Below are 23,284 nucleotides of genomic sequence, written 5' to 3'. Positions count from 1 at the left end.
CCCCGGTGAACCCTCGTCTGGGACCGCAGACGGTGCCCCTAGGCTGGCGGCCATGTCGACCACCCCGAGCGAGCCTGCCGGCCGGGGCAGCACCCGCACGGCCGTGGTGTGGTCCGGGCTCGAGCCGGTGCTGGCCGGACCGCCCCGCGACGTCCTCGACATCGGCGGCGGCACGGGAGGGCTCGCGGTCCGAGTCGGCGCGCTCGGTCACCGCGTCACGGTGGTCGACCCCAGTCCCGACGCCCTGGCGGCCCTCGACCGCCGAGCCCGCGAGCACGACGTCGAGGTCACCGGCAGGCAGGGCGACCTGTCCAGCCTGCTCGACGTGGCCGGCGCTGCCCGTGCCGACGTCGTCTTGTGTCATGGCGTGCTCGAGGTCGCCGGCGACCCCGCCGCCGCCCTGGCGACCCTGGCCGCCGCGCTCCGGCCCGGGGGTGTGCTCAGCCTGCTCGTCGCCCAGCGCCACGCGGCCGTGGTCGCCCGGGCCATGGCCGGGCACTTCCAGCAGGCGCTGGCGATGCTCGACCCCGTGGCGCATGACGTACCGACCGGCCGCAGCGGTCGTCGCTACACCCACGACGAGATCATCGAGCTGGTCAGTGGCGCCGGGTTCACCGTCGACACGGTGCACGCGATCCGGGTGTTCACCGACCTGGTCCCCGGCTCGCTGCTCGACCTCGAGCCGGGTGCCTCGGCCGCTCTGGTCGACCTCGAGCAGGCCGTGGCCGACCGGCCGGAGTACCGTCCCCTGGCCACCCAGCTGCACCTGCTCGCCCACCGCGCCTGAACCGGCCATCTCCCTTCACCTCCACCGCCACGGGGGCCGGCCATGAGCCGGGTCGGCGCGATGCAGGTCCCGACCCCGGTCCTGCACGTCGACATGGACGCCTTCTACGCCAGCGTCGTCGTCCGCGACCGGCCCGAGCTGCGTGGTGGTCCGGTGATCGTGGGCGGGGGCTATCGCGGCGTCGTGCTCTCGGCCGACTACCTCGCCCGCGCGAGCGGCGTCCGCTCCGGGATGCCGATGACCCGTGCTCGCCGGCTGTGCCCCGCCGCCGAGGTGGTCGCGCCCGACTTCGACACGTTCACGACGGTCTCGGCCTCGGTGATGGAGACCTTCCGCCGGGTCACTCCGCTGGTCGAGGTGCTCTCGCTCGACGAGGCGTTCCTCGACGTCCGCGGCTCGACGCGCCGCCTGGGGTCGCCGGTCGAGATCGCCGAGTGGCTTCGCGCCACGATCCACGACGAGCAGGGCATCACCTGCTCGGTCGGCGTGGCCGCGTCGGTGACGATGGCGAAGATGGCCAGCCGGTGGGCCAAGCCCGACGGCGTCTTCGTCTGCGAGCCCGCCTCGGTGACGACTCTCCTGCACCCGCTCGACGTGGGGGAGCTGTACGGCGTGGGGGAGAAGACCACCGAGCTGCTCCACCGGCTCGGGCTGGTCACCGTCGGCGACATCGCGCACACGCCGGTGCGCACCCTCCAGCGGGCGGTGGGAGGCCATCTCGGCCGCCATCTCCACGACCTCGCCTGGGGCATCGACGGCCGGCAGGTGATCGCCCGCAACACCAGCTCGTTCACCTACCTCGGCGACCCGGACAAGTCCATGGGTGCCAGCGAGACCTTCGGCCACGACACCGACGACCGCGCGGTGATCGTCCGCGAGCTGCTCCGCCTCACCCAGCGGGTCGCGACCCGGATGCGGGTCGCCGGCGTGGCCGGGCGCACGGTCACGATCACGGTCCGGTTCGCCGACTTCACCACCATCACCCGGTCACGCACCCTCGCCGAAGCCACCGACGTGACCCAGGAGGTCTTCCGTGAGGCGGTCCGCTCCTACGACGCGCTGGGGTTGCAGCGGGCCCGGATCCGGCTCGTCGGGGTCAGGCTCGAAGGGCTGGTGCCTCGCGAGCGCGTCCAGCGCCAGCTCGTCCTCGGCCAGCGCGACCGCGGCTGGTCGGAGGCGGACCTGGCCACCGACCGCATCGTCCGCAGGTTCGGCAAGGACGCCGTCGGCCCCGCCAGCCTGCTGACCTGAGGTGCCCGGTCATCTCGCGGTCGCGGATCGTCACAATTTCATCCACGCGCCTACCGGATGGCGGGGTCCCTGCTTACACTGGCCGTGAGGCCGTGGTCATCCGTGTGAGGGGAGGTTCTCATGCCGCTCTCCGAGGAAGAGTTGCGAGCCCTGGAGCAGATGGAACGCGCTCTCGTGCAAGAGGACCCGAAGCTCGCCTCGACCCTGCGTGGCACCAACCTGCGCCGTGCGGCCCAGCGCCGCGCGATCCTCGCCGGCATCTGCTTCGTGATCGGAGTCGGCGTCCTCATGACCGGCGCCATCGGGCGGATCACCGTCGTCGGGGTGCTGGGCTTCGTGATCATGCTCGCCTCGGCGACAGTCGGCCTCGCCGCCCTCCGCGGCAGCCCGAGCAGCCACAGCCCCGCGACCCACACCGGCCACCAGCCCGGATCGATGCTCGACCGGTTCGGCGCTCCGTGGCGTCGCCGGCACGACGGCGAGGTCTGACCCTCCGCTTCCTGGCCGGGTACATCTAGGCTCCCGTCATGGCGGGGACATGAGACGCCCGCACGTCGGCAGGGCCGGTGTGGCGATGGTGACGGGTGTGGTGCTGCTCCTGGCCGCCGGCGCTGTCGGCTGGCACCTCGCGACCGATGACCCGGCGATCGGTCCCCGCACCTCGCTGGCCGACCAGTGCGGCGACGTGCCGCCGAACGCCGACCGGGTCGAGCTGACCGGGTCGGGCGGTCGCGTCCTCGGGGCGGCTCTGGTCGGGCCCTCGAGCGCCAAGGTCGGCGTGGTGCTCAGACAGGGGGCCAGCCAGACGATCTGCGACTGGCTGCCCTGGGCCGGCGACGTGGTGGCGAAGACCGGCGCCCGTGTCCTGCTCTTCGACCGTCGCGGCAGCGGCAGCTCGCCGGGGGCCGCCGACCTGGCCGCGGAGCCCACGGACCTGGTGCGGGCGGTCAGGCTGCTCCGAGGGCGTGGGGTCGACCGGGTCGTCGTGGTGGGCTCGTCGATGGGCAACGCCGTCACCTTCTCGGCCCTACCCGACCTGCCGACGCCGCCTTGTGCCCTGGTGGCGATCTCGCCGGTCCTGGCGGCCTCGGGGGCCGGCGGAAGCGTCGACGGGCGGTCCGCGACGCCGTACCCGCGCAGCCTCTGGGTCACCTGGGAGGAGCAGAACCCGCACATCGTGACCGGCGTCCGCCTGATCCGGTCACAGGCTCGGCAGCAGCACCTGCCGGCGCCGCACCTGCACGGCGTCGCGACCCTCGACCACAGCATCACCCTGGTCGAGCAGCACGCCGACGTCCGTGACTTCCTGCTGAAGGCCGTGCGGTCCTGCTCGAGGGTGACCGGCTGACCGGACCCGGTGGTCAGCCGACGTGGTCGACGACCCCGCCGGCATTGACCGCCGCGGGCTCGCGCTCCAGGGCGGCCGCACCGCGTGCGCCCGCTCGTCCGAAGAGCGACCGGGGGAGCCACCGTGCGCGACGCAGGTTGGCGCGGGTGCTTCCGTGCTCGAGCGCGGTGACCACGGTTGTGACGTTGTCGGCCAGCGCGCCCGGGACGTCGTCGGCGTAGCGCGCGTAGCGCACCCGTTCCAGCGTCAGCACGATCCGGTCCAGGGCGTCCTCCCCGCCGGGGGACAGACCACGTCCACGCGGTGGCCGCACCAGGGGTGGACCGTCCGGCTCGGGCCCGAACCACGCCGACAGCAGGTACCCGGTCTCGTGGGGCGAGCGCCCGGCCGGCCAGCCGACCCCGAGATCGACCGCGGAGTCGCGCAGCTCGAGCCAGGCGTCCTCGGCCCTGCCCGCCAGGCGACGGCTGCGCCGCGAACGACGCGCGAGGCCCGGGAGGTAGAAGAGGGCTCCGGCCACGAGCAGCACCAGCAGCCCGACGAGCAGCGGCACCCACGGCACGCTGCTGTGGCTGGTGGACGAGGTGCCGTCGTTGGTCTGGTTGTGCTGCCCCTTGGGCGCCGCCGCGCTGGTCGTGTCGGTGGCGTTGCGGCCACCCGCCTTGCTCTGGCTCTGGCTCTGGCCGGAGCCCGGCTTCTTCACCGCTCCGGTCGTGTACGTCGGGGCGCCGCCCGTGCGGACGGCCGGCGTGGGCTCGAACTTCACCCACCCCGAGCCCCGGAAGTACACCTCGGGCCAGGCGTGCATGTCGTGGGAGCTGAAGACGTAGGTGTCGGGGCCGGCCGGCTTGGGGTTGATGAAGCCGATCGCCACTCGGGTGGGGAGGCCGATCGAGCGGGCCATCACGGCGTACGCCGAGGAGAACTGCTCGCAGTAGCCGACACGGTGGCCCTTGCCCGGTGTCAGGAAGTCCAGCAGGGCCTGGTTGCTGTCGCCGTCGTCGCTGGTCTTGAGGCTGTAGCGGAAGCCCCCGCCGGTGCGGAACCAGTCCTGGAGCATGACGGCCTGCTGGAACCTGGACGTCGCACCCTTGGTGACCTTCTGGGCCAGTGACTCCACATAGGCGGGCAGGTCCGGGGTGGCGGTGTAGGGCTCCTGGATCGACAGCGGGGCGGTCAGCGAGTTGATCATCGAGTAGCTCGAGAGCTGCGGGTCCGCCGAGATGGCGGTGTAGGTCAGGCCCGCGGTGTTGGTGGAGTCGTTGCTGGCGATGAAGTCCATCGTGGTCGGGTCCCAGTGCCAGTCGCCGGTGGCCGTGACGCTGGTGGCCGGGAACGGCGTGGGCAGCCAGTGCGAGTCGAAGGCGGTGGTCGCGAAGATCTTGTAGGCGTGCGGGTCGAGGGTGGCGGTCCCGGACAGGCCCTGCTCGATGATCGGGAGCTGGCCGGTCGCGGTCTGGCCGGGGACGATCGAGCGGCTGCCGGTGCTCCACTCCAGACCGTTGTACTGCGCGAGCACTGCGATCCGCAGGTACGACGGGTCGGGGTCGTCGGTCTTGACGGTGAGCAGCGGGACGTCGGCGCCCTCGTGGAGGTTGCGCCGCATGTCGGTGATCGGGTTGACGACCTTGATCCCGGAGCCGTTGCCGCCGGGTCCGAACAGGCCGAGCCCGTCGAGGTGCAGCGTCGGGATGAACACCGGCAGCACCACCGCCAGCACGACCGCGGCGCTGCCGACGGTCGTGGCGCTGGCCTTGCTCGCGCCGTTGCGGACGCCGAACCCCTGCGGGTCGGCGGGGCCGTTCGCGCCCAGGGGGCGACCCCATCGGGTGATGTGGGCCGACTCCTGCAAGAAGATCATCAGCAGGAAGCCACACGCCGCGAAGAGGAAGACCAGCCACGGGACGCCGTCGCCGATGACGCTGATCGGCACGCAGTAGACCGCGAGCAGGGGAAGCCCGGCGAGGGGGACCCGGCGCAGCCAGCAGGCCAGCATGTCGACGACCAGGAGCGCGAGCGCGCCGCACGGGATGAGCAGCGGCGCGATCCCGGGCACGGTCTGCGGGATGGGCGGGCGATAGGTCTCGGCGCTGATCCAGGCGTTGCCGATGCGATCGGCCAGGTCGTGGGTGCTGGAGAAGGGATGGATGGGAGAGCCGCCCAGCATCAGCCAGACCAGGGCGGCGATCACCAGCACGTGGACCAGCGCGCCGGCCCGGCGCGGGATCGGCGCCGCACGCAGCAGCGCGCCGGCGACCGGAACGGCGATCGCGACCACGATCAGGGGCCCCAGGAACTGTCCCCACAGGTCGCTGAAGCCTCGCCACGACACCATCGTCAGCCAGGTGGTTGCCGCGGCGACCGCCGCCAGCGGCAGGTCGCGGCGGGCATCGGTCGACAGTCCGTGCATGGGGTTGCTCACCGCGCTCCCTCGGCAACCGGTCGGATCTCCTGCGAGGCTCCGGCCCGGGCGGCGTGGGCGCTGGTGCGACCGAGGTCCTGCCACACCATGTCGAGCCGGTCGCGCGGCCGCAGGGTGACCGCGCGCCATCCCTGCCGGACCAGGAGCGGCCGCGCGGAGTTGGGCACCGAGCCGAGCCCGGCAGCGCCGGTCGGCGACCAGGCGGACACGTCGAGTGCCAGGGCGAGGGCGGAGCCCGCGTGGTGGTGCATGCGACGCAGCATCGGCCCGTCGCTGTCGGTGATGGCGCCGATGACGGCGAGCAGCAGACCGCCGTGGGTGGACTCCGCGAGCCACCCGGTGTCGATCCGGGCGTTGGTGACCGGCAGGACGACGGCGAGCGCCTCCAGCATCGCGCGGGTGTTGAGCTCGGCGTCCCGGGTGTGCCAGCTCGTGCTCAGGTCGTCGCCCGACGCCGTCACGAGCCGGACCGTGAAGCCGCGCTGGCCCAGGTGGACCGCGATCGAGGCCGCCGCCGAGACAGCGGCCTCCAGCGAGGAGGCGATGCCCTGTCCCTGGTGGGCCGAGAGCCGGTTGTCGACGAACAAGGTGGCGCGCGACTGCCAGGGCTGCTCCTCCCGGCGCACCATCAGCTCGCCCATCCGCGCGGAGCTGCGCCAGTGGACCCGGCGCAGGTCGTCGCCGCGGCGGTACTCGCGCACGGTGACGTCCTCGGCGCTGCCGATCGCGAACGCGCGCGGCCGGTTGTCGCCGGAGCCGGTCCAGGCGCCGCCGAGCGGGATCGGCGGGAGCGGGACGGTCCGGGGGGTCACGGTGAGGCTTGCCGTGCTGCGGAACGACCGCCCGAGCTCGACGAGGCCGAAGGGGTCGCTGACACGGACGCTCATCGGGCCGATCTCGTAGCGCCCGCGGACATCGGAGCGCACCTGGTACGTCGCGTGCCGGCGCCACCCGTGGCCGATGCCGTCGAGGACGAAGCGCGGACGGGTCCCCAGGACGTAGGGGACGTGGTCCTCGAGCATCAGCACGCCGGACGGCGTACGGCCCTCGTTGGTCATGGTCAGCTGGACGGTGGCGGGCTGACCGGCGGTCACCGTCTGCGGCCCGACGCTGCGCACCAGGGCCAGCCGGTAGCGGCTGCGCCCCAGGGCCAGCGCGGTCAGCAGCGGCAGCGCCGCGACGAGCACCCCGACCCGGGTCAGGGTGGGCTGGCCGAGCAGCACCGCGCACACGACCGCGGTGATTCCCGCGGCCAGGAACGCCCGTCCGCGGACGGTCAGACCGGAGAGCGCCTCACGCACGGGTCCCCTCGGGGACGGCCACCGAGCTGATGATGCTGTCGAGGATCGTCGCGGTGCTGCGACCGCCCATCGCGGCCTCGACGCTGGGCAGCAGGCGGTGCGTGAGCACGGACGGCGCCAGCGAGTGCACGTCGTCGGGCAGCACGAAGTCGCGGCCCTGGATCGCCGCCGAGGCCTTCGCCGCTCGCACCAGATGCAGCGACGCGCGCGGCGACGCGCCCAGCGCCAGCTCGGAGGTACGCCGCGTGGCCGCGGCGAGGGCCACGGTGTAGCGCTGCACCGCCTGTGACACGTGCACCTGGGTCACGATCTCGGTCAGCTTGCGGATCTCCACCGCGTCGGTGACAGGCTCCAGGTCGTCCAGCGGGTTGGTCATCGTGTGGGAGTCGAGCATCGCGATCTCGGCCGCCTCGACGGGGTACCCGACCGACAGCCGCACCATGAACCGGTCGCGCTGTGCCTCGGGCAGCGCGTAGGTGCCCTCCATCTCGATCGGGTTCTGCGTCGCGATGACCATGAACGGCGCGTCGAGGGTGTACGTCGTGTTGTCGACGGTGACCTGACGCTCCTCCATGCACTCCAGCAGCGCCGACTGGGTCTTGGGCGAGGCGCGGTTGATCTCGTCGCCGACCACGATGTTGGCGAACACACCACCGGGCCGGAACTCGAACTGCCGGCTCTGCTGGTTGTAGACCGACACCCCCGTGACGTCCGAGGGCAGCAGGTCGGGGGTGAACTGGATGCGGCGCACGGAGCTGTCGATGCTGCGCGCCAACGACTTGGCCAGCATCGTCTTGCCCACGCCCGGGACGTCCTCGATCAGCAGATGACCTTCGGCCAGCAGGACCGTGATCGCCGAGGAGATGACGTCGGGCTTGCCCTCGATGACGCGCTTGATATTGGTGCGGACCCTGTCGACCACCCTGCCGAGGGTGTCCAGGTCGGCGCCCTGGGATATCGGACCAGCCACGAGCCGTCCCTTCCTTGTCGTCCTCGCGCCCGCCCCGTTCGCGAGCCACCCGCCGAACTGACCCGGGGCGCACTCTGCCCGCCGGCCGGACCGGTCGTGCAGGACAACCTACGTCGCGGCGGCCACGAAGGTTCTGACTCCTGCCATAACGGTTCGGTTGCAGGTCGGGCCTGCTCGCATCCGCCCCGTGGCCGGCAGGAGATGTCCTGCGGACCATCCTCCCCCACCCGTCCATCCCACCGAAGGCTCCGGGCGCCTGCCCGTGCCCCACTCCGCTCCACCCCGGCTGGTCGCGCCGGCAACGCGACCCGCCGTCGAGCGGCCTGCGGACCGCTGACCTGCACGGATGCGAGTCGGCGTCGGCCGAGCTGCGGGGGAGCGGTGCGACCTGCCGCCCCGGGTCGGCGTACGGCCTCGACGCGGCCCACGCCTGAGTTCGTGCCCCGACTTGGCGGAAAGTGGTTGACGGTGGAGTGAAGTGGAGTACAGTGGCGCAAAGTGGAGGACAGGTCGAGCCAGGTGGAGGTGCCCGGATGTTCGTGGGCTCCTACACCCCGAAGCTGGACGAGAAGAACCGGCTCTTCCTGCCCGCCAAGTTCAGAGACCAGCTCGCGGAGGGACTCGTGGTGACGAAGGGTCAGGACTTCTGCCTCAACGTCTTCCCGATCGCCGACTTCGCGGGCATGACCAACCGCATCCAGGAGGCGCCGCTCACCGTCCGCCAGGCGCGTGAGTACGGCCGGTTCCTGGCGATGCGGGCCAGTGAGGACAAGCCCGACAAGCAGGGCCGGATCACGATCCCGCCCCTGCTGAAGGAGTACGCCGGCCTCGACCGCGAGGTGGTCGTGATCGGCGCTCTGAACCGGGTGGAGATCTGGGACCCGGACCGGATCGCCGCCTGGGAGGACGAGCACAGCCAGACGTTCGCCGACATGAGCGAGGACGTCTTCCCGGGCTGACCAGCACCAGCACCAGCACCAGCACAAGACCACATCGGACTCGTACAGCGAGGTCTCGCGCCCGCTCCCGTCATCTGGGGCACCTTCCCCGGCTCCAGACGACCTTCCCCATCGAACCCACACGCCACCCCATGAGGCGCAGGGCTTCGCGGGAGCGGGCAGGGACCTGACTGGGCGAGTCCGCCCACCAGCACCAGCACCAGCACCAGCCGAGAAGCGGCACCGCACCACCAGCGCGACCAGCACCACCAGTTCCGGCAGTCCGGCAGTCCGGCAGTCCGGTAGTCCAGCAGCCAGCCACAGCGGGGTCGAAGCAGATGAGTCTCACAGCCAGCGCCGCCAGCGCGTCGCCGGTCGCCGCCGTCTCGGCGCCCGACGCGCCGCGCCGGGTCCGCCACCAGGCGCGCGACGCGGTCGCGGTGATGGTGTTCTCGGCCTGCGCGTCGTCCGGCGTCGCCGTGGCGTTCCTGCTGCTGTCCCATCTCTCGCGGGCCGGGCGCTAGGCCGAGCGATGTCCGCCCCCTCCCACGTCCCGGTGCTCCTCGACCGGGTCGTTGCCCTCCTGGCCCCTGCCCTCGACCACGACGGCGCCGTCCTGGTCGACGCGACGCTCGGGCTGGGCGGACACAGCGCGGCCGTCCTGACCCGCTGCGAGCTGGCCCGGGTCGTCGGCTTCGACCGCGACCCCGCGGCCCTCGACCTGGCCGGCGAGCGACTAGCTCCCTTCGGCGACCGGTTCACCCCCGTCCACGCGACCTTCGACCAGATCCCCCGGGCGCTGGCCGACCTCGGCCTCCGGCGCGCGGACGGCATCCTGTTCGACCTGGGCGTCTCCTCGATGCAGCTCGACACGGCCGAGCGCGGCTTCGCCTACCGCCAGGACGCGCCCCTGGACATGCGGATGGACCCGACGACCGGGATCACCGCCGCCGAGGTCCTCAACACCTACGAGCGCGGCGAGCTGACCCGGGTGCTGCGTGAGTACGGCGAGGAGCGGTTCGCGTCGCGCATCTCGGCCGCCGTCGTCAAGGAGCGTGCCCGGGAGCCGTTCAGCACGTCGGGGCGCCTGGTCGAGCTGCTCTACGACCAGATCCCCGCGCCCGCTCGCCGGACCGGGGGCCACCCCGCGAAGCGCACCTTCCAGGCCCTGCGCATCGAGGTCAACGACGAGCTCGGCACCCTGCGCCGGGCGGTCCCCGCCGCCATCGGGGCGCTCGCGGTCGGCGGCCGGGTGGTGGTGGAGTCCTACCAGTCCCTGGAGGACCGCCTGGTGAAGCGGGCCTTCACCGCGGTCACCCGCCTCGACGTCCCACCCGACCTGCCGTTCGTCCCCGAGGACCGACAGCCGGCGCTGCGCCTGGTGACGCGCGGCGCCGAGCGCGCCGACGCCGAGGAGATCGCGCGGAACCCACGGGCCGCATCGGTCCGCCTGCGCGCCGTCGAGCGCGTCCGTCCCGACCTCGATCCGACCGTCCACGGCAAGGGAGCAGCATGAGCAGCACCGCACCAGCGCTACGCGCCCGGGTTCCACGCCTCGCCGAGGCTGCTCTCGAACGAGCCCGACTGAGCGTCGTCCCCAGGCGCAGGCGACGTCGGACCAGCCCGGTGCCGTTCCTGGCCGTGGTCTCGATGCTCGCGGTCGGCGGGGTCGTCGGGCTGCTGCTGTTCAACACCTCGATGCAGCAGGCGTCGTTCGCGGCCACCGACCTCCAGCAGCAGGCCGACCTCCTCCAGGCCAGGGAGCAGAGCCTCCAGATGCGCCTGAACCAGCTGCGCGACCCGCAGAGCATCGCGCTCAAGGCCCAGCGGATGGGCATGGTGCTGCCGACGAGCCCGGCCGTGCTCGACCTGCGGTCCGGCAAGGTGCTGGGCCACCCGGCTCCGGCCAACCGGCTCGATCTCCTGCACCTGCTGCCGCCACCGCCGCCCAAGCCCCCGGCCTACGACGTGCAGGCGGGCGGCTCGACCGCCGGCACCACGACGACGGGCACGTCCGACGGCACGACGAACGAGACCGCCGGCAACGCGTCGGGAGACACGGCGCACGGGTCACCCGGCCGGGCCGACGGCACGGGTACAAAGGGGCACACGCGCCACAAGCACGCGGGTCACGACGGCCACACCACCCACCAGCAGCCGTCCGGCCGCTGATCGCCGACGAGCCATCGACAGGAAGCAGACGGTGCCCACGACCACCCCACGCGGACGCTCCGGGCGTCCGCCGGCGCCTCGCAACCGGCGTCCGGCCCGCGCCGGCCGCGGCCGTCGCCGCCGCTCCCGTCGCGGCCAGGCTCAGCTGAGGCTCCGCGCCGGGTTCGTCTTCATCGCGCTCGTGCTGTCGTTCTTCGGCGCCCGGCTGGTTCAGCTCCAGGGCGTGCAGGCCGCGAAGTACGCCACGCTGGCCGCCTCGACCGGGGGCACCGTCACCGTCGCGCTCCCCGCCGAGCGCGGTGACATCCTGGACCGCAACGGACGCCCGCTCGCCGACTCCGTCGACGGCCGGATGGTCGTGGCCGACCCGGTGCAGACCAGGGCCAAGGCACCGGCGCTGGCCCGGTTCCTGTCCAAGCGGCTCCACATCGACTACTTCGCGACGCTCTCGGCACTGACCCGGAAGGACTCCAGGTTCGCCTACGTGGCCCGCCGTGTGCCGGCCGCGCTCGCGGTCCGCGTCGTCGACGCCGCGACCAGCGCCGGCTACAAGGGCCTGGCCACCCGCAACGACCCCCTGCGCTCCTACCCCGACCACGACGTGGCGGCCAACCTGGTCGGGTTCATGGGCACCGACGGCCCGCTGGCCGGCCTGGAGCTCACGTTCAACAAGATGCTGGCCGGCACCGACGGCTCCGAGACCTACGAGGTCGGCGCCGGCGACAACCGGATCCCGCTGGGCCGCAGCACCGTGGTTCCCGCGCACAACGGGACCGCCCTGCACACCACGATCGACGAGGACCTCCAGTGGTACACCCAGCGGGTGCTCCGGCAGGCGGTGCTCGGGGCGCGTGCCGACTCGGGGTTCGCGATCGTGATGGACCGCAGGTCCGGCGAGATCCTCTCGCTGGCCGACTACCCGACGTACGACGCGAGCAACCCGCAGGCCTCGCCGGCCAAGGACCGCAACTCCCTGGCGATGACCAGTCCCTACGAGCCGGGCTCGGTGGAGAAGGTGCTCACCCTGAGCGGTCTGATCGACGCCGGCAAGGTCACCGACCGCACCAAGCTGCTGGTTCCCGGCGAGCTGCCCAGCGGTGACCGGATCATCCACGACTGGTTCGCCCACGGCACGCTCAAGATGACCCTGGCCGGCGTGATCGCGCAGTCCTCCAACATCGGGACGGCCAAGGCGTCGCGCCTGTACGCGCCCGGGCAGCTGCGGCACTACCTGACCGAGTTCGGCCTCGGGCAGCGCACCGACATCGGCGTCAACGGCGAGACCCCGGGGCTGCTGCCGAGCACGGCGCAGTGGGACGGCATGCTCCAGGACCGGATCGCGTTCGGGCAGAGCGTCTCGGTCAACGGCGTCCAGCTGGCCGCCGCCGTCAACACGATCGCCAACGGCGGGGTCCGGGTCGCCCCCAGCCTGATCCAGGGCCGCGCCACCACTGGCACGGGCCAGGTCGTCGGGACCGACGAGACCACCCGGCACCGCGTCGTGAGCAAGAACGCCGCCCACCAGATGACCCAGATGATGGAGCGCGTCGTCGACCCCGACGTCGGCGTCGCACCGCAGGCCCAGGTGCCCGGCTACGTCGTGGCCGGCAAGACCGGCACCGCCCAGCGGGTCGGTGCCAAGTGCGCCTGCTACAACGGCGAGTACACGGTCTCGTTCGCGGGCTTCGCGCCGGCCGACAACCCGCGCTTCACCGTCTACGTCGTCGTGCAGAACCCGCGCAACGGCGGTGGCGGCGGCTCGGTGGGCGGACCGGCGTTCAGCAAGATCATGTCCTTCGCCCTCCGCAGGTACGGCGTCGCGCCGGACGGCGAGAAGCCCTCGCATCTGCCGACGACGTGGTGAGCTCCTCAACCGGCGACCCGCACCGCCGCTCGGTAGCCTCGCCCCGTGGTGCGCGGACCTGAGCCCCGGGAGCGCGGCCTCGCCCTCGCTGACCTGGTAGCCAGGCTCGTCGACGAGGGATCGGCCGCCTCCGGCTCCGGCGACCTCGGCGCTCGGGCGACCGGCGTGACCCTCGACTCCCGCCGGGTCACCCCCGGGGACCTCTACGCCGCGCTCCCGGGAGCCCACGCGCACGGGGCGTCCTACTGGCCGCAGGCCCGGGCTGCCGGCGCCATCGGGGTGCTGACCGACCACGCCGGCGCGGCGGTCGTCGGGGACGGCGTCTCGATGCTGGTGCAGCCCGAGGTCAGATCCGTCCTGGGCCGGGTCTCCTCGCTGGTGTACGGCGAGCCGGCCACGCAGCTGCGGATGATCGGCGTCACCGGCACCCAGGGCAAGACCACCACCACCCGTCTTCTGGAGGGCGGGCTCTCCGGGGCGGGCGTCCGGTCGGCCGTGATCGGGACCTTGGGCACCACGATCCTCGGAGAGGAGATCTCCAGCTCGCTGACGACACCCGAGGCGCCCGACCTCCACCGTCTCCTGCGCCGGATGGTCGACGCCGGCGTGGAGGCCTGCGCGATGGAGGTCTCCAGCCATGCCCTGGTGCTCGGGCGCGTCGACGCGGTCGTCTACGACGTGGCGGTGTTCCTCAACCTCGGGCGCGACCACCTCGACTTCCACCCCACCATGGAGGACTACTTCGCCGCGAAGGCGTCGTTGTTCACCCCGGGACGTGCACGGCACGGGCTGGTCAACGTCGACGACGAGTGGATCCAGGGGCGTCTGGCCGGGTCGGCCGAGATCCCGGTCGACACGTTCTCGGTCGGCGGCGGCCGGGCCGACTGGGTGGCCTCGGAGATCGAGCAGCACCCCACGGGCTCGCGCTTCCGGGTGACCGGGCCGGGCGTCTCGGTCGAGGCCCGGAGCCCGATCCCGGGCGGCTTCAACGTCCAGAACACCCTCGCGGCCATCGCCACCTCGGGGCTGGCGGGGTACGACGCCCGCGCGGTCGCCCGCGCGATCGCCGAGGGCCCCGGGGTGGCCGGGAGGTTCGAGCGCCTCGACGAGGGCCAGGACTTCGTGGTCGTCGTCGACTACGCGCACAAGCCGGATGCGGTCGACGCGGCGCTGGCGACGCTGAGGCCGCTCACCGCGGGCCGCCTGATCGTCGTCCTCGGCGCCGGGGGAGACCGCGACCCCGGGAAGCGGGCGCTGATGGGCGAGATCGCGGCCCGGCTCGCCGACGTCGTGATCGTGACCGACGACAACCCGCGCTCCGAGGACCCCGCGACGATCCGCCGGGCCATCCTCGGCGGGGCGGCGCACGGCAGGGCGGAGATGCTCGAGATCGGCGACCGTCGGGCGGCCATCGCCGAGGCTGTCGGCCGGGCCGGGGCCGGCGACACGGTCCTGATCGCCGGCAAGGGACACGAGCCCGGTCAGGAGGTCGCCGGCGTCGTCCACCCGTTCGACGACCGCCTGGTGGCGCGCGCGGAGCTGCGCCGATGATCCCGATGCGTCTGAGCGACGTGGCAGCCGCCACGGGCGGAGGCCTGGCCGACGCCGGTGACGGCTCGAGCGCCGTGACGGCGCCGGCGTTCGTCGACACGCGGACTCCGGAGCCGGGCGGGCTCTTCGTCGCGGTGGTCGGCGAGCACGTCGACGGCCACGACTTCGCCTCGGCCGCCGTTGCCGCGGGGGCGGCTGGGGTCCTGGGCGTGCGCCCGACCGGCGTCCCGACCGTGGTCGTGGACGACCCGGTCGTCGCCCTCGGCCGGCTTGCCCGCTCGGTCCTGGACCGGCTCGACGTCGAGGTGCTCGCGCTGACGGGCTCCCAGGGCAAGACCGGGACCAAGGACTTCCTCGCCCAGCTCCTCGCGGCCCACGGGTCGACGGTGGCGACCGCCGGCAACCGCAACAACGAGATCGGCGTCCCACTGACCGTGCTCCGAGCGACCCCCGAGACCCGATACCTCGCCGTGGAGATGGGCGCGCGCGGGGTCGGCCACATCGCCGAGCTGTGCGCGATCGCCCCGCCGCAGGTCGCGGCCGTGCTCAACGTCGGCACCGCCCACATCGGCGAGTTCGGCTCGCGCGAGGCCATCGCCAGGGCCAAGGGCGAGATCGTCGAGGCCCTGCCCCCCGACGGCACTGCCGTGCTCAACGCCGACGACCCGCTGGTGGCGGCGATGGCGTCGCGCACGCAGGCGCGGGTCGTCACCTTCGGGGTCGCCGGTGACGTCTGCTGGCGCGGGGTCGGGCTCGACCGGCTCGGACGCCCGGTCTTCGAGCTCGGCCGGGACGGCGACTGGGCGCCGGTGCGGCTGCTGGAGGCCGGGGCGCACCAGGTCCCGAACGCCGCAGCCGCCGCGGCGATGGCCGCGGCCGCCGGGGTCGCGTGGGGCGACATCGTGGAGACGCTCGGCCGGGCCCGCTCGCTGTCGGCCTGGCGGATGGCGATCCACGAGCGTGCCGACGGCCTGGTCGTGGTCAACGACGCCTACAACGCCAACCCGGCCTCGATGGCCGCGGCGCTGGATGCCCTGGCGGCGATCGGTCGGCGAGGTGGACGACGCACCGTGGCCGTCCTCGGGGAGATGCTCGAGCTCGGCTCGTCGTCGGTCGCCGACCACCTCGGTGTGGGGGAGTACGCCGCCGGGCTGGGGATCGACGTCCTGGTGACGGTGGGTGAGGCGGCAGCCGGCATCGCGGCCGGCGCACGCCGTGCGCCGGGCTGGCCGGGCGAGCCGGTTCCCACGGCGGGCCGCGAGCAGGCGGAGGACTGGCTGCGACACAATGTCGTCGCCGGGGACGTCGTCCTGGTCAAGGCCTCGCGCGGCGCCGCCCTCGAGCACGTCGCCGATGTCCTGGCCGACGAGCACGTCGCCCAGCATGGAGCAGAGCAGGTCCCAGAGCACGCCCCAGACCGCGCCCCAGACCGCGCCGCAGACCAGGAAGGCGGGAGCCCGAGCCGATGAAGGCGATACTGCTGGGCGGCGGGCTCGCTCTGGTGTTCTCGCTGCTCGGCACCCGCGCGGCGATCCCGCTGTTCCGCCGCCTGGGCTATGGCCAGGAGATCCGCGACGACGGTCCGACGAGCCACCACACCAAGCGCGGCACACCCACGATGGGTGGGGTCGTCATCATCGCCTCGACCGTGCTCGCCTACTTCCTGGCCGAGCTGATCACGCAGAGCGAGCCGTCGGCGTCCGCCCTGCTCCTGCTCTTCCTCTTCGTCGGGATGGGCCTGGTCGGCTTCCTCGACGACTTCATCAAGCACTCCAAGCAACGCTCGCTGGGGCTGCGCAGCAAGGCGAAGATGATCGGCCAGACAGTGATCGCCCTGGTCTTCGGGTGGCTGGCGATCTCGGGGATGCTCCACGACGGCAACGGGATCAGCCCTGCCTCTCGGCATCTCTCGTTCATCCGCGACACCAGGTTCACGCTGCCGGCGATCGTGGCCGTGCTGCTCTTCTGGGTGATGGTGACCGGCACCAGCAACGCGGTGAACCTCGCCGACGGGCTGGACGGCCTGGCCAGTGGGGCCTGCGCGATGGTGTTCGGTGCCTTCATGTTCGTCAACATCTGGCAGAACAACCAGAACTGCGCCTTCCACAAGGTCCCCGCGTGCTACCAGGTGCGCGACCCGCTCGACCTGGCGCTGGTGGCGGCCGCGATCACCGGCGCGTGCTTCGGCTTCCTGTGGTGGAACGCGCCGCCCGCCCAGATCTTCATGGGCGACACCGGCTCGCTCTCGCTCGGCGGTGCGATGGCGGGCTTCGCGATCCTGACCCGCACCGAGCTGCTGCTGGTGATCATCGGCGGCCTGTTCGTGGTGATCACCTTGTCGGTGATGCTCCAGGTGGGCTTCTTCAAGGCCTCGCGCCGGTTCGGGGCCGTCCGGCGCATCTTCCGCGTCGGCCCGGGACACCGGGTCTTCCGGATGGCGCCCCTTCAGCACCACTTCGAGCTGCTCGGCTGGGAGCAGGTCACCGTGGTGATCCGCTTCTGGATCATCACCGGCCTCTGCGTCGCCGGCGGCCTCGGGGTCTTCTACGCCGCCTGGGTGGCCCGGGCCTGAGCGCCCGGTACGAGCCCGGCAGGCGAGCCGCATGAGCACCGCAGCGACGAGGGTCCGATGAGCCAGGACGTGACCCGGCTCGGGCGGCACGACGACTGGTCGGGCGTGCGCGCGGTGGTGGCCGGCTTCGGGGTCAGCGGCTTCGCGGCCGCGGACAACCTCACCCACCTCGGCGCCTCGGTGGTGGCTCTCGACGAGACCTCGGACGGCAAGGAGGAGGAGGCCGAGCTGCTGGGCGTCCTCGGCGCGGAGATCAGGCTCGGCCGGGGCTCGACGGCGACCCTGCCCGACCAGGTCGACCTGCTGGTGGTCTCGCCCGGGTGGCGGCCCACCGCGCCGCTGCTCGCGCAGGCGCACGAGCGCGGCATCCCCGTGTGGGGAGAGGTCGAGCTCGCCTGGCGGCTCCGCGACGCCGGTCCGGCCGGGCGCCCCGCGCCGTGGCTCGCGGTCGCCGGCACCCACGGGACCTCCACGACCGTCGCCATGCTCCTGGCCATCCTCCAGGCCGCGGGCCTGCGCAGCATCGCGGCCGGGAGCCCGGGCATCCCGCTCGTCGAGGCGGTGATGGACCCCGCGCCGTACGACGTGCTGGCGGTGGGGCTCTCGAGCCTCCAGCTGCACTACGTGGAGTCGATGAGCGCGGAGTCGGCCGTGGTGCTGAACCTCGCCGACGACCACCCGGCGTCGTACTCCGGCCCGACCGCGCACAGTGACTATGCGACCGACACCGGCCGCATCTACGACGGCGTCCGGAAGGCCTGTGTCTACAACGTCGCAGACCCCGAGACCGAGCGCCTGGTGCGCGACGCGGACGTCGCGGAGGGAGCCCGCGCCATCGGGTTCACCCTCGGCATGCCCGCCGTCGGGATGGTCGGCGTCGTCGAGGGGATCCTGGTCGACCGTGCCTTCATCGCCGAGCGGCAGTCCAGCGCGGCCGAGCTGTGCACCGTCGAGGACCTCGCCAGTGACGAGCCGCACGTCGTCGCCGACGCCCTGGCCGCAGCCGCCCTGGCGCGCGCACACGGCGTGCCGCAGGCCGCGGTCCGCGACGGACTGCGCGCCTTTCGTCAACCAGAGTGACGTCGCGCTCGCGTGCGGTCCGAGGGACGAGGGCGACACGCGCCGGATGTCCCGGTCCTGGCCGCCGGCAGCGACAAGACTGGCAGCGGCCACGACGCGCAGCCTGCGCGGTCACGGCCGTGTTGCCCGACCTGACCGCCCGACCGGAGGGGACCTCGAGGACCGATGGCCGTCGTGAGCCCGCTGCGCCGTTCCCTACGGCGTGCCCCGGCCGCGCAGGCGGGTGGTCGTGCCCGGGCGACGTCGTGGCTCGGCGCGCTGACCGAGGCGTTGGCGCGTCCGCTCGCGTCGTACTACCTGCTCCTGGGCGCCTCGGCGCTGCTGCTGACGATCGGCCTGATCATGGTCTTCAGCGCCTCGAGCGTGTACTCCTTCCAGAACTACGACCAGAACTCCTACGCCGTGGTGGTCAAGCAGCTGACCTGGGTCGCGATCGGGCTGCCGTGCGCCTGGGTGGCGGGGCACCTCCCGCAGCGCTGGGTGCGCCGGCTGGCCTGGCCGGGCTACTTCGTCTCGCTCGGCCTGCTGCTGCTCACCTCCCTGTTCGGCGTCACCCGCAACGGCAACACGAACTGGCTGGCGCTGGGGCCGATCCAGATCCAGCCCTCCGAGATCGCCAAGCTGGCGCTGGTGCTGTGGGCCGCCCACGTCTACGCCAACAAGAACCGTCGCCTCGACAACCTGCACGAGGTGATGATGCCGGTGGTGCCGGGCCTGCTGGCCGCGACCGGCCTGGTCATCTTCGGTCACGACCTGGGCACCGCCCTGGTGCTGTTCGCGATCCTGCTCGGGATGCTCTGGGTCGTCGGGGCGCCGGCCCGGATGTTCACCTTGTCCTTCCTGGTGATCTCGGTGTTCGCCGGTGCGCTCGCGGCCGCCGACCCCGAGCGCCTGGCTCGCATCACCCACTTCACCAACCCCATGCGCGACTACAACACCGCGGGCTGGCAGCCGGCGCACGGCCTGTTCGCGCTCTCGACCGGCGGCCTGTTCGGCCAGGGGATCGGTGCCAGCCAGCAGAAGTGGGGGAACCTGCCCGAGGCCCACACCGACTTCATCTTCGCGGTGCTCGGCGAGGAGCTCGGGCTGGTCGGCACGCTGCTGGTGATCGGGCTCTTCCTGACGATCGCCTACGCCGCGATCCGCGTGGCCCGGCGAACCAAGGACCCCTTCGTCCGGTACATGACCTTCGGCATCGTGGTGTGGATCATCGGGCAGATGATGATCAACGTGGGCATGGTCCTGGCGGTGCTGCCGGTCATCGGGATCCCGCTGCCGCTGGTCTCCTACGGTGGCTCGGCGCTGGTCCCCTCGCTGGTGGCCCTCGGCATGCTCGTCGGCTTCGCCCGGCGCGAGCCCCAGGCGGCCCGCGCGCTGGCCCAGCGCAAGAAGGCTCGCGACTCGGGGGTGACCGCCGGCCGCGCGGACCGCCGGGGGATCTAGTGATGTCCCGGTTCGCGCGATGAGACGGGTCCTGCTCGCCGGCGGCGGCTCGGCCGGCCACACCTCTCCGCTGCTGGCGACCGCCGACGCGCTCCAGCGGCTGTCTCCCGGCATCGAGATCACCTGCCTGGGCACCCGCGAGCGGATCGAGGCGCAGATCATCCCGGCTGCCGGGTATCCCTTGGAGTTCGTGCCCAGCGTCCCGCTGCCGCGGCGACCCGGCGCCGACCTGGCCCGGCTCCCGGGCCGGGTGCGAGCGGCCCGGGGCGCGGCCCTCGAGGTCGTCGACCGGATCCGGCCGGACGTGGTCTGCGGCTTCGGAGGCTTCGTCTCGGTACCCGCCTACCTCGCCGCGCGCAAGCGCGACCTGCCCCTCGTGGTCCACGAGGGCAACACCGTGCCGGGGGTCGCCAACAAGCTGGGTGCGCGACTGACCGAGCACGTCGCGACCAGCTTCCCCGACACCCCGCTCCCGCACGCGACGTACATCGGGCTGCCGATCCGGCGGATGATCGCCACCCTCGACCGGGCCGCCGTGCGCGAGGAGGCCCGCACGTCGTTCGGGCTCAGGGACGACCTGCCCGTGCTCCTGGTCACCGGGGGATCGCAAGGTGCAGCCTCGCTCAACCGGGCCGTCCTGGGCGCGGCCCCGGAGCTCGCCGAGGCGGGAGTGCAGGTGCTGCACGTGACCGGACGCGGCCACGAGGCCACCCCGCCGGAGTCCGGCGTCCCCTACGTCGTGCGCGGCTTCGTCGACCGGATGGACCTCGCCTACGCCGCGGCCGACGCCGTGCTGTGCCGGTCGGGCTCCAACACCGTCACCGAGGTGTCCGGGGTCGGCCTGCCGGCGGTGTTCGTGCCGCTGCCGATCGGGAACGGCGAGCAGGGGCGCAACGCCGCCGTCGTCGTCGGGGCCGGCGGTGCCCTGCTCGTCGACGACGCCGAGCTGACCCCGACGTGGCTCACGACGCACGTCGTGCCGCTGCTCCAGGACCCCGAGCGGCTGGCCGTCATGGGTGCGGCCGCCGCCCACCTCATCCCGCTCGACGCGGACGAGAGGCTCGCCCGCATGATCCTCGACGCGGCGGCATGAGGATCCCGGTCCCGGACGTCATCCCGGCGGCCGGTGAGCTCGGCCGGGTGCACGTGGTCGGGATCGGAGGCGCCGGTCTCTCCGCGATCGCCCGGATCATGCGCCAGCAGGGCGTGCCGGTCACCGGCAGCGACGACCACGACACGCCGTTCCTGCCGGCCGTGCGCGAGCTCGGCATCCGCGTGCACGCGTCGTACGCCGCGGCCCACGTCGGCGATGCCGACACCCTGGTCGTCACCACGGCGGCCCACGACGACAACCCCGAGGTGCTCGAGGGCCGAGCCCGGGGGCTGCGCATCCTGCCCCGCTCGGCCGGGCTGAAGGCGACGATGGCCGGGCACGAGGTGGTGGCCGTCGCCGGCACCCACGGCAAGACCACCGCCACCTCGATGCTCACGATGGCCCTGCGTGCGGCGGGCGCCGACCCGACGTACGCCATCGGCGGACTGCTGGCGGCCACGGGTCGCAACGCCGACGCCGGTACCGGGTCGCTCTTCGTGGCGGAGGCTGACGAGAGCGACGGCGCCTTCCTCGTCTACGGACCCCGCGCCGCGTTGGTGACCAACGTCGACGCCGACCACCTCGACGTCTGGGGCACCGAGGCGGCCTACCACGCAGCCTTCGCCGGCTTCGTCGGCACGATCGACACCGGCGGTGTCCTGGTGGTGTGCGCGGACGACCCGGGAGCCGCAGCGCTGGCCGACGTCGCGCGCGCGCAGGGGCTGGACGTCGTGACCGTCGGGACCGGAGCCGATGCGCATTGGAGGATCACCGACCTCCGGGCCGCGGGCACCGCCTCGAGCTTCGTGCTGCGCGGTGACCTCGGCGCCGTACCGGTGCGACTCGGCGTACCCGGGCGCCACTACGTGCTCGACGCGGCCGGCGCGCTGGCCCTGGCGATGCGGCTCGTCGACGAGCCGGGCCTGCTCGCGCAGGGCCTGGGCGAGTTCACCGGCACCGGACGCCGGATGGAGCGCAAGGGCGAGGCCGGGGGAGTGCGGGTCTACGACTCCTACGCCCATCACCCGGTCGAGATCGCCGGCGACCTGGAGGCCGCTCGCGCGGTCGCCGGCCAGGGTCGGGTGGTCGTGGCCTTCCAGCCGCACCTGGTCTCGCGAACGCGGCTGCTCGGCACCGCGATGGGGCGGGCGCTGGGCGCGGCGGACGAGGTCGTGGTGCTCGACGTCTACGCCGCTCGCGAGGACCCGGATCCCGAGGTCACCGGCCGGCTGGTGGCCGACGCCGTCCCGCTGCCGGCCGAGCGGGTGCACTACGTCCCGCACCTGGCCGAGGTCGCCGCCGAACTCGTACGCCTCGCCCGGCCCGGCGACCTGGTTCTGACCCTCGGCGCCGGTAGCGTCACCAGCGTCGGGCCCGACGTGGTGGCCCAGCTGAGCGAGACCGGAGGATCAGGTCGGTGATCACGCTGCCGCGCACCCCGCTGACCGGGAGCGACCGGCCCGACCCCGACACCAGGTCGCGGAGCCGATCGCGGCGGCGATTCGCCCGGCGGCAGTGGCTGCGGCGGTGGCTGGTCTGGCGCTACGTCATCGGGTCGGTGCTGCTCGTCGGGCTGACCGTCGCCGGCGTGTGGCTGGTGTTCCTCAGCTCCGCGCTGACCGTCAAGCACGTCGACGTCCAGGGCGAGTCGATGCTGTCGCAGCAGCAGGTCCTGACCGCCGCGAACGTCCCCAGCGGCGCCCATCTGGCCCAGCTCGACCTCGGGGCCATCCGCGCCAGGGTCGCCGGCCTCGCGGCCGTCAAGCGCGTGGACGTCTCACGCGAGTGGCCAGACGGCGTGCTGATCAAGGTCACCGAGCGCCGTCCGGTCGCGGTCGTCGAGCTCAACGGTCGCTACCAGGCGCTCGACGAGGACGGCGTCCTCTTCCGCAGCTACGTCCATCCGCCGGCCTCGCTGCCCCGCGTCGTCTCGACCGCTGCGGTCGGCACCGAGGCACTGGCCGAGGCGGCCCGGGTCGTCGCCGCCCTGCCCTCCGGGCTGGCCGCGCGGGTCGACCACGTGGGCGTCCGCGGCGTCGACCAGGTCACCTTGACGATGCGCAGCGGCTCGACGGTGCTGTGGGGCAGCGACGCGCAGTCGGCCCTCAAGGCACAGGTCCTCGTGAGGCTGTTGGCACAGCCCGCCCGCGCCTACGACGTCAGCGTCCCCGGCCAGCCCGTCACCACGCCTCGCTAGCGCCGGGATGAGGGAGCTCTCCGCCCCGGCTGGGCGTTCTCCGCTCGCGCTCGGCCGGTGGCCCCAGCCAAGCTCGGTGCCTCCCCGGCGGGCTGGGCGCGCTCGGTGCGCTCTGACCTGCATGCCGCACGAGGACCCCGCCGCTCCGCACAGGACTCGCCGGGTCCACCGGTCGAGCACGAGCAGGGGACTCCCACCTCGGCGTCTGCGGCGTGTCTGCGCGGCTGGGGCGCTCCGACTCCCTAGCGTGTTCGACAGCACGAGGTTGACATAACTATAACCCTCCACTTGAGGG

The 23,284-nt window shown here is 73.0% G+C and carries 20 protein-coding genes; 17 read left to right on the top strand and 3 right to left on the bottom strand.

Going from position 1 to position 23,284, the window contains the following annotated elements; genetic code table 11:
* Positions 1-52: 52 nt before the first annotated feature.
* From VHW64_RS08140 to VHW64_RS08125, 4 genes are all read left to right on the top strand, one after another.
* A complete protein-coding gene (locus VHW64_RS08140) occupies positions 53-787 on the top strand; it encodes a class I SAM-dependent methyltransferase (protein ID WP_329650027.1) in 735 nt (244 codons plus the stop codon).
* Positions 788-829: 42 nt separating this feature from the next.
* Positions 830-2,038 carry a DNA polymerase IV gene (dinB, locus tag VHW64_RS08135; RefSeq protein WP_329650026.1) on the top strand — a complete coding sequence of 403 codons (1,209 nt, stop codon included), beginning with the start codon at positions 830-832 and terminating at the stop codon, positions 2,036-2,038.
* A 120-nt stretch (positions 2,039-2,158) separates the two neighbouring features.
* Positions 2,159-2,527, top strand: coding sequence for a DUF3040 domain-containing protein (locus VHW64_RS08130; RefSeq protein WP_329650025.1), 369 nt, complete (start codon positions 2,159-2,161; stop codon positions 2,525-2,527).
* Positions 2,528-2,576: 49 nt separating this feature from the next.
* Positions 2,577-3,386, top strand: a complete 810-nt coding sequence (locus VHW64_RS08125; RefSeq protein WP_329650024.1) for an alpha/beta fold hydrolase — start codon at positions 2,577-2,579, stop codon at positions 3,384-3,386.
* Positions 3,387-3,399: 13 nt separating this feature from the next.
* On the opposite strand, the gene VHW64_RS08120 is transcribed toward VHW64_RS08125, so the two are convergent.
* Genes VHW64_RS08120 through VHW64_RS08110 form a run of 3 tightly spaced genes read right to left on the bottom strand, consistent with a single transcriptional unit; the run spans position 3,400 to position 8,079 of the window.
* Positions 3,400-5,808, bottom strand: a complete 2,409-nt coding sequence (locus tag VHW64_RS08120) for a DUF3488 and transglutaminase-like domain-containing protein (protein WP_329650023.1) — start codon at positions 5,806-5,808, stop codon at positions 3,400-3,402.
* Positions 5,805-7,109 carry a DUF58 domain-containing protein gene (locus tag VHW64_RS08115; RefSeq protein ID WP_329650022.1) on the bottom strand — a complete coding sequence of 435 codons (1,305 nt, stop codon included), beginning with the start codon at positions 7,107-7,109 and terminating at the stop codon, positions 5,805-5,807. Before VHW64_RS08115 ends, VHW64_RS08120 begins: the two co-directional genes overlap by 4 nt.
* The gene (locus VHW64_RS08110; protein ID WP_329650021.1) at positions 7,102-8,079 is read right to left on the bottom strand and encodes a MoxR family ATPase; all 978 of its coding nucleotides are present in this window, start codon (positions 8,077-8,079) and stop codon (positions 7,102-7,104) included. Before VHW64_RS08110 ends, VHW64_RS08115 begins: the two co-directional genes overlap by 8 nt.
* Before the next feature lie 533 nt (positions 8,080-8,612).
* Between VHW64_RS08110 and mraZ the strand changes: the two genes are divergently transcribed.
* The 13 genes from mraZ (at position 8,613) to VHW64_RS08045 (ending at position 22,989) form a co-directional block, all read left to right on the top strand.
* Positions 8,613-9,038 (top strand): division/cell wall cluster transcriptional repressor MraZ, encoded by a 426-nt coding sequence (mraZ, locus tag VHW64_RS08105; protein WP_329650020.1) that lies wholly within the window; start codon positions 8,613-8,615, stop codon positions 9,036-9,038.
* Between the two features lie 317 nt (positions 9,039-9,355).
* Positions 9,356-9,541, top strand: coding sequence for a hypothetical protein (locus tag VHW64_RS08100; protein ID WP_329650019.1), 186 nt, complete (start codon positions 9,356-9,358; stop codon positions 9,539-9,541).
* 8 nt (positions 9,542-9,549) lie between these two features.
* Positions 9,550-10,533, top strand: coding sequence for a 16S rRNA (cytosine(1402)-N(4))-methyltransferase RsmH (rsmH, locus tag VHW64_RS08095; RefSeq protein ID WP_329650018.1), 984 nt, complete (start codon positions 9,550-9,552; stop codon positions 10,531-10,533).
* A complete protein-coding gene (locus VHW64_RS08090) occupies positions 10,530-11,189 on the top strand; it encodes a hypothetical protein (RefSeq protein ID WP_329650017.1) in 660 nt (219 codons plus the stop codon). The genes rsmH and VHW64_RS08090 overlap by 4 nt, the downstream gene beginning before the upstream one ends.
* A 31-nt stretch (positions 11,190-11,220) precedes the next feature.
* A complete protein-coding gene (locus VHW64_RS08085; protein WP_329650016.1) occupies positions 11,221-13,053 on the top strand; it encodes a penicillin-binding protein 2 in 1,833 nt (610 codons plus the stop codon).
* Between the two features lie 45 nt (positions 13,054-13,098).
* Positions 13,099-14,604 (top strand): UDP-N-acetylmuramoyl-L-alanyl-D-glutamate--2,6-diaminopimelate ligase, encoded by a 1,506-nt coding sequence (locus VHW64_RS08080; protein ID WP_329650015.1) that lies wholly within the window; start codon positions 13,099-13,101, stop codon positions 14,602-14,604.
* A gap of 5 nt (positions 14,605-14,609) precedes the next feature.
* On the top strand, positions 14,610-16,073 hold the full coding sequence (locus VHW64_RS08075) for a UDP-N-acetylmuramoyl-tripeptide--D-alanyl-D-alanine ligase (RefSeq protein WP_329650014.1): 1,464 nt from the start codon (positions 14,610-14,612) through the stop codon (positions 16,071-16,073).
* On the top strand, positions 16,070-17,176 hold the full coding sequence (gene mraY / locus VHW64_RS08070; RefSeq protein WP_329650013.1) for a phospho-N-acetylmuramoyl-pentapeptide-transferase: 1,107 nt from the start codon (positions 16,070-16,072) through the stop codon (positions 17,174-17,176). The genes VHW64_RS08075 and mraY overlap by 4 nt, the downstream gene beginning before the upstream one ends.
* A gap of 57 nt (positions 17,177-17,233) precedes the next feature.
* Positions 17,234-18,256 carry a Mur ligase family protein gene (locus VHW64_RS08065; RefSeq protein ID WP_329650012.1) on the top strand — a complete coding sequence of 341 codons (1,023 nt, stop codon included), beginning with the start codon at positions 17,234-17,236 and terminating at the stop codon, positions 18,254-18,256.
* A 165-nt stretch (positions 18,257-18,421) separates the two neighbouring features.
* Positions 18,422-19,699, top strand: a complete 1,278-nt coding sequence (gene ftsW, locus VHW64_RS08060; RefSeq protein ID WP_329650011.1) for a putative lipid II flippase FtsW — start codon at positions 18,422-18,424, stop codon at positions 19,697-19,699.
* Positions 19,700-19,718: 19 nt separating this feature from the next.
* Positions 19,719-20,792, top strand: a complete 1,074-nt coding sequence (gene murG / locus VHW64_RS08055) for an undecaprenyldiphospho-muramoylpentapeptide beta-N-acetylglucosaminyltransferase (RefSeq protein ID WP_329650010.1) — start codon at positions 19,719-19,721, stop codon at positions 20,790-20,792.
* Positions 20,789-22,213: a UDP-N-acetylmuramate--L-alanine ligase gene (gene murC / locus VHW64_RS08050; RefSeq protein WP_329650009.1), complete on the top strand. Its 1,425-nt coding sequence runs from the start codon at positions 20,789-20,791 to the stop codon at positions 22,211-22,213. Before murG ends, murC begins: the two co-directional genes overlap by 4 nt.
* Positions 22,210-22,989, top strand: a complete 780-nt coding sequence (locus tag VHW64_RS08045; protein WP_329650008.1) for a cell division protein FtsQ/DivIB — start codon at positions 22,210-22,212, stop codon at positions 22,987-22,989. Before murC ends, VHW64_RS08045 begins: the two co-directional genes overlap by 4 nt.
* Positions 22,990-23,284: the final 295 nt, after the last annotated feature.

It is taken from the genome of Nocardioides sp., assembly GCF_036267815.1.
GTDB lineage: Bacteria > Actinomycetota > Actinomycetes > Propionibacteriales > Nocardioidaceae > Nocardioides.
The sequence above is the reverse complement of the archived record's forward strand: the minus strand, read 5'-3'. Positions and strand labels throughout refer to the sequence as shown.

Excerpts from the sequence above, each read along its gene's own strand:
- VHW64_RS08090 (WP_329650017.1), top strand. The coding sequence starts at position 10,530 with ATGAGCAGCACCGCACCAGCGCTACGCGCCCGGGTTCCACGCCTCGCC.
- VHW64_RS08065 (WP_329650012.1), top strand. The coding sequence starts at position 17,234 with ATGAGCCAGGACGTGACCCGGCTCGGGCGGCACGACGACTGGTCGGGC.
- VHW64_RS08125 (WP_329650024.1), top strand. The coding sequence starts at position 2,577 with ATGAGACGCCCGCACGTCGGCAGGGCCGGTGTGGCGATGGTGACGGGT.
- VHW64_RS08075 (WP_329650014.1), top strand. The coding sequence starts at position 14,610 with ATGCGTCTGAGCGACGTGGCAGCCGCCACGGGCGGAGGCCTGGCCGAC.
- VHW64_RS08100 (WP_329650019.1), top strand. The coding sequence starts at position 9,356 with ATGAGTCTCACAGCCAGCGCCGCCAGCGCGTCGCCGGTCGCCGCCGTC.
- murG (WP_329650010.1), top strand. The coding sequence starts at position 19,719 with ATGAGACGGGTCCTGCTCGCCGGCGGCGGCTCGGCCGGCCACACCTCT.
- VHW64_RS08130 (WP_329650025.1), top strand. The coding sequence starts at position 2,159 with ATGCCGCTCTCCGAGGAAGAGTTGCGAGCCCTGGAGCAGATGGAACGC.
- mraY (WP_329650013.1), top strand. The coding sequence starts at position 16,070 with ATGAAGGCGATACTGCTGGGCGGCGGGCTCGCTCTGGTGTTCTCGCTG.
- VHW64_RS08140 (WP_329650027.1), top strand. The coding sequence starts at position 53 with ATGTCGACCACCCCGAGCGAGCCTGCCGGCCGGGGCAGCACCCGCACG.
- mraZ (WP_329650020.1), top strand. The coding sequence starts at position 8,613 with ATGTTCGTGGGCTCCTACACCCCGAAGCTGGACGAGAAGAACCGGCTC.
- rsmH (WP_329650018.1), top strand. The coding sequence starts at position 9,550 with ATGTCCGCCCCCTCCCACGTCCCGGTGCTCCTCGACCGGGTCGTTGCC.
- ftsW (WP_329650011.1), top strand. The coding sequence starts at position 18,422 with ATGGCCGTCGTGAGCCCGCTGCGCCGTTCCCTACGGCGTGCCCCGGCC.
- dinB (WP_329650026.1), top strand. The coding sequence starts at position 830 with ATGAGCCGGGTCGGCGCGATGCAGGTCCCGACCCCGGTCCTGCACGTC.
- murC (WP_329650009.1), top strand. The coding sequence starts at position 20,789 with ATGAGGATCCCGGTCCCGGACGTCATCCCGGCGGCCGGTGAGCTCGGC.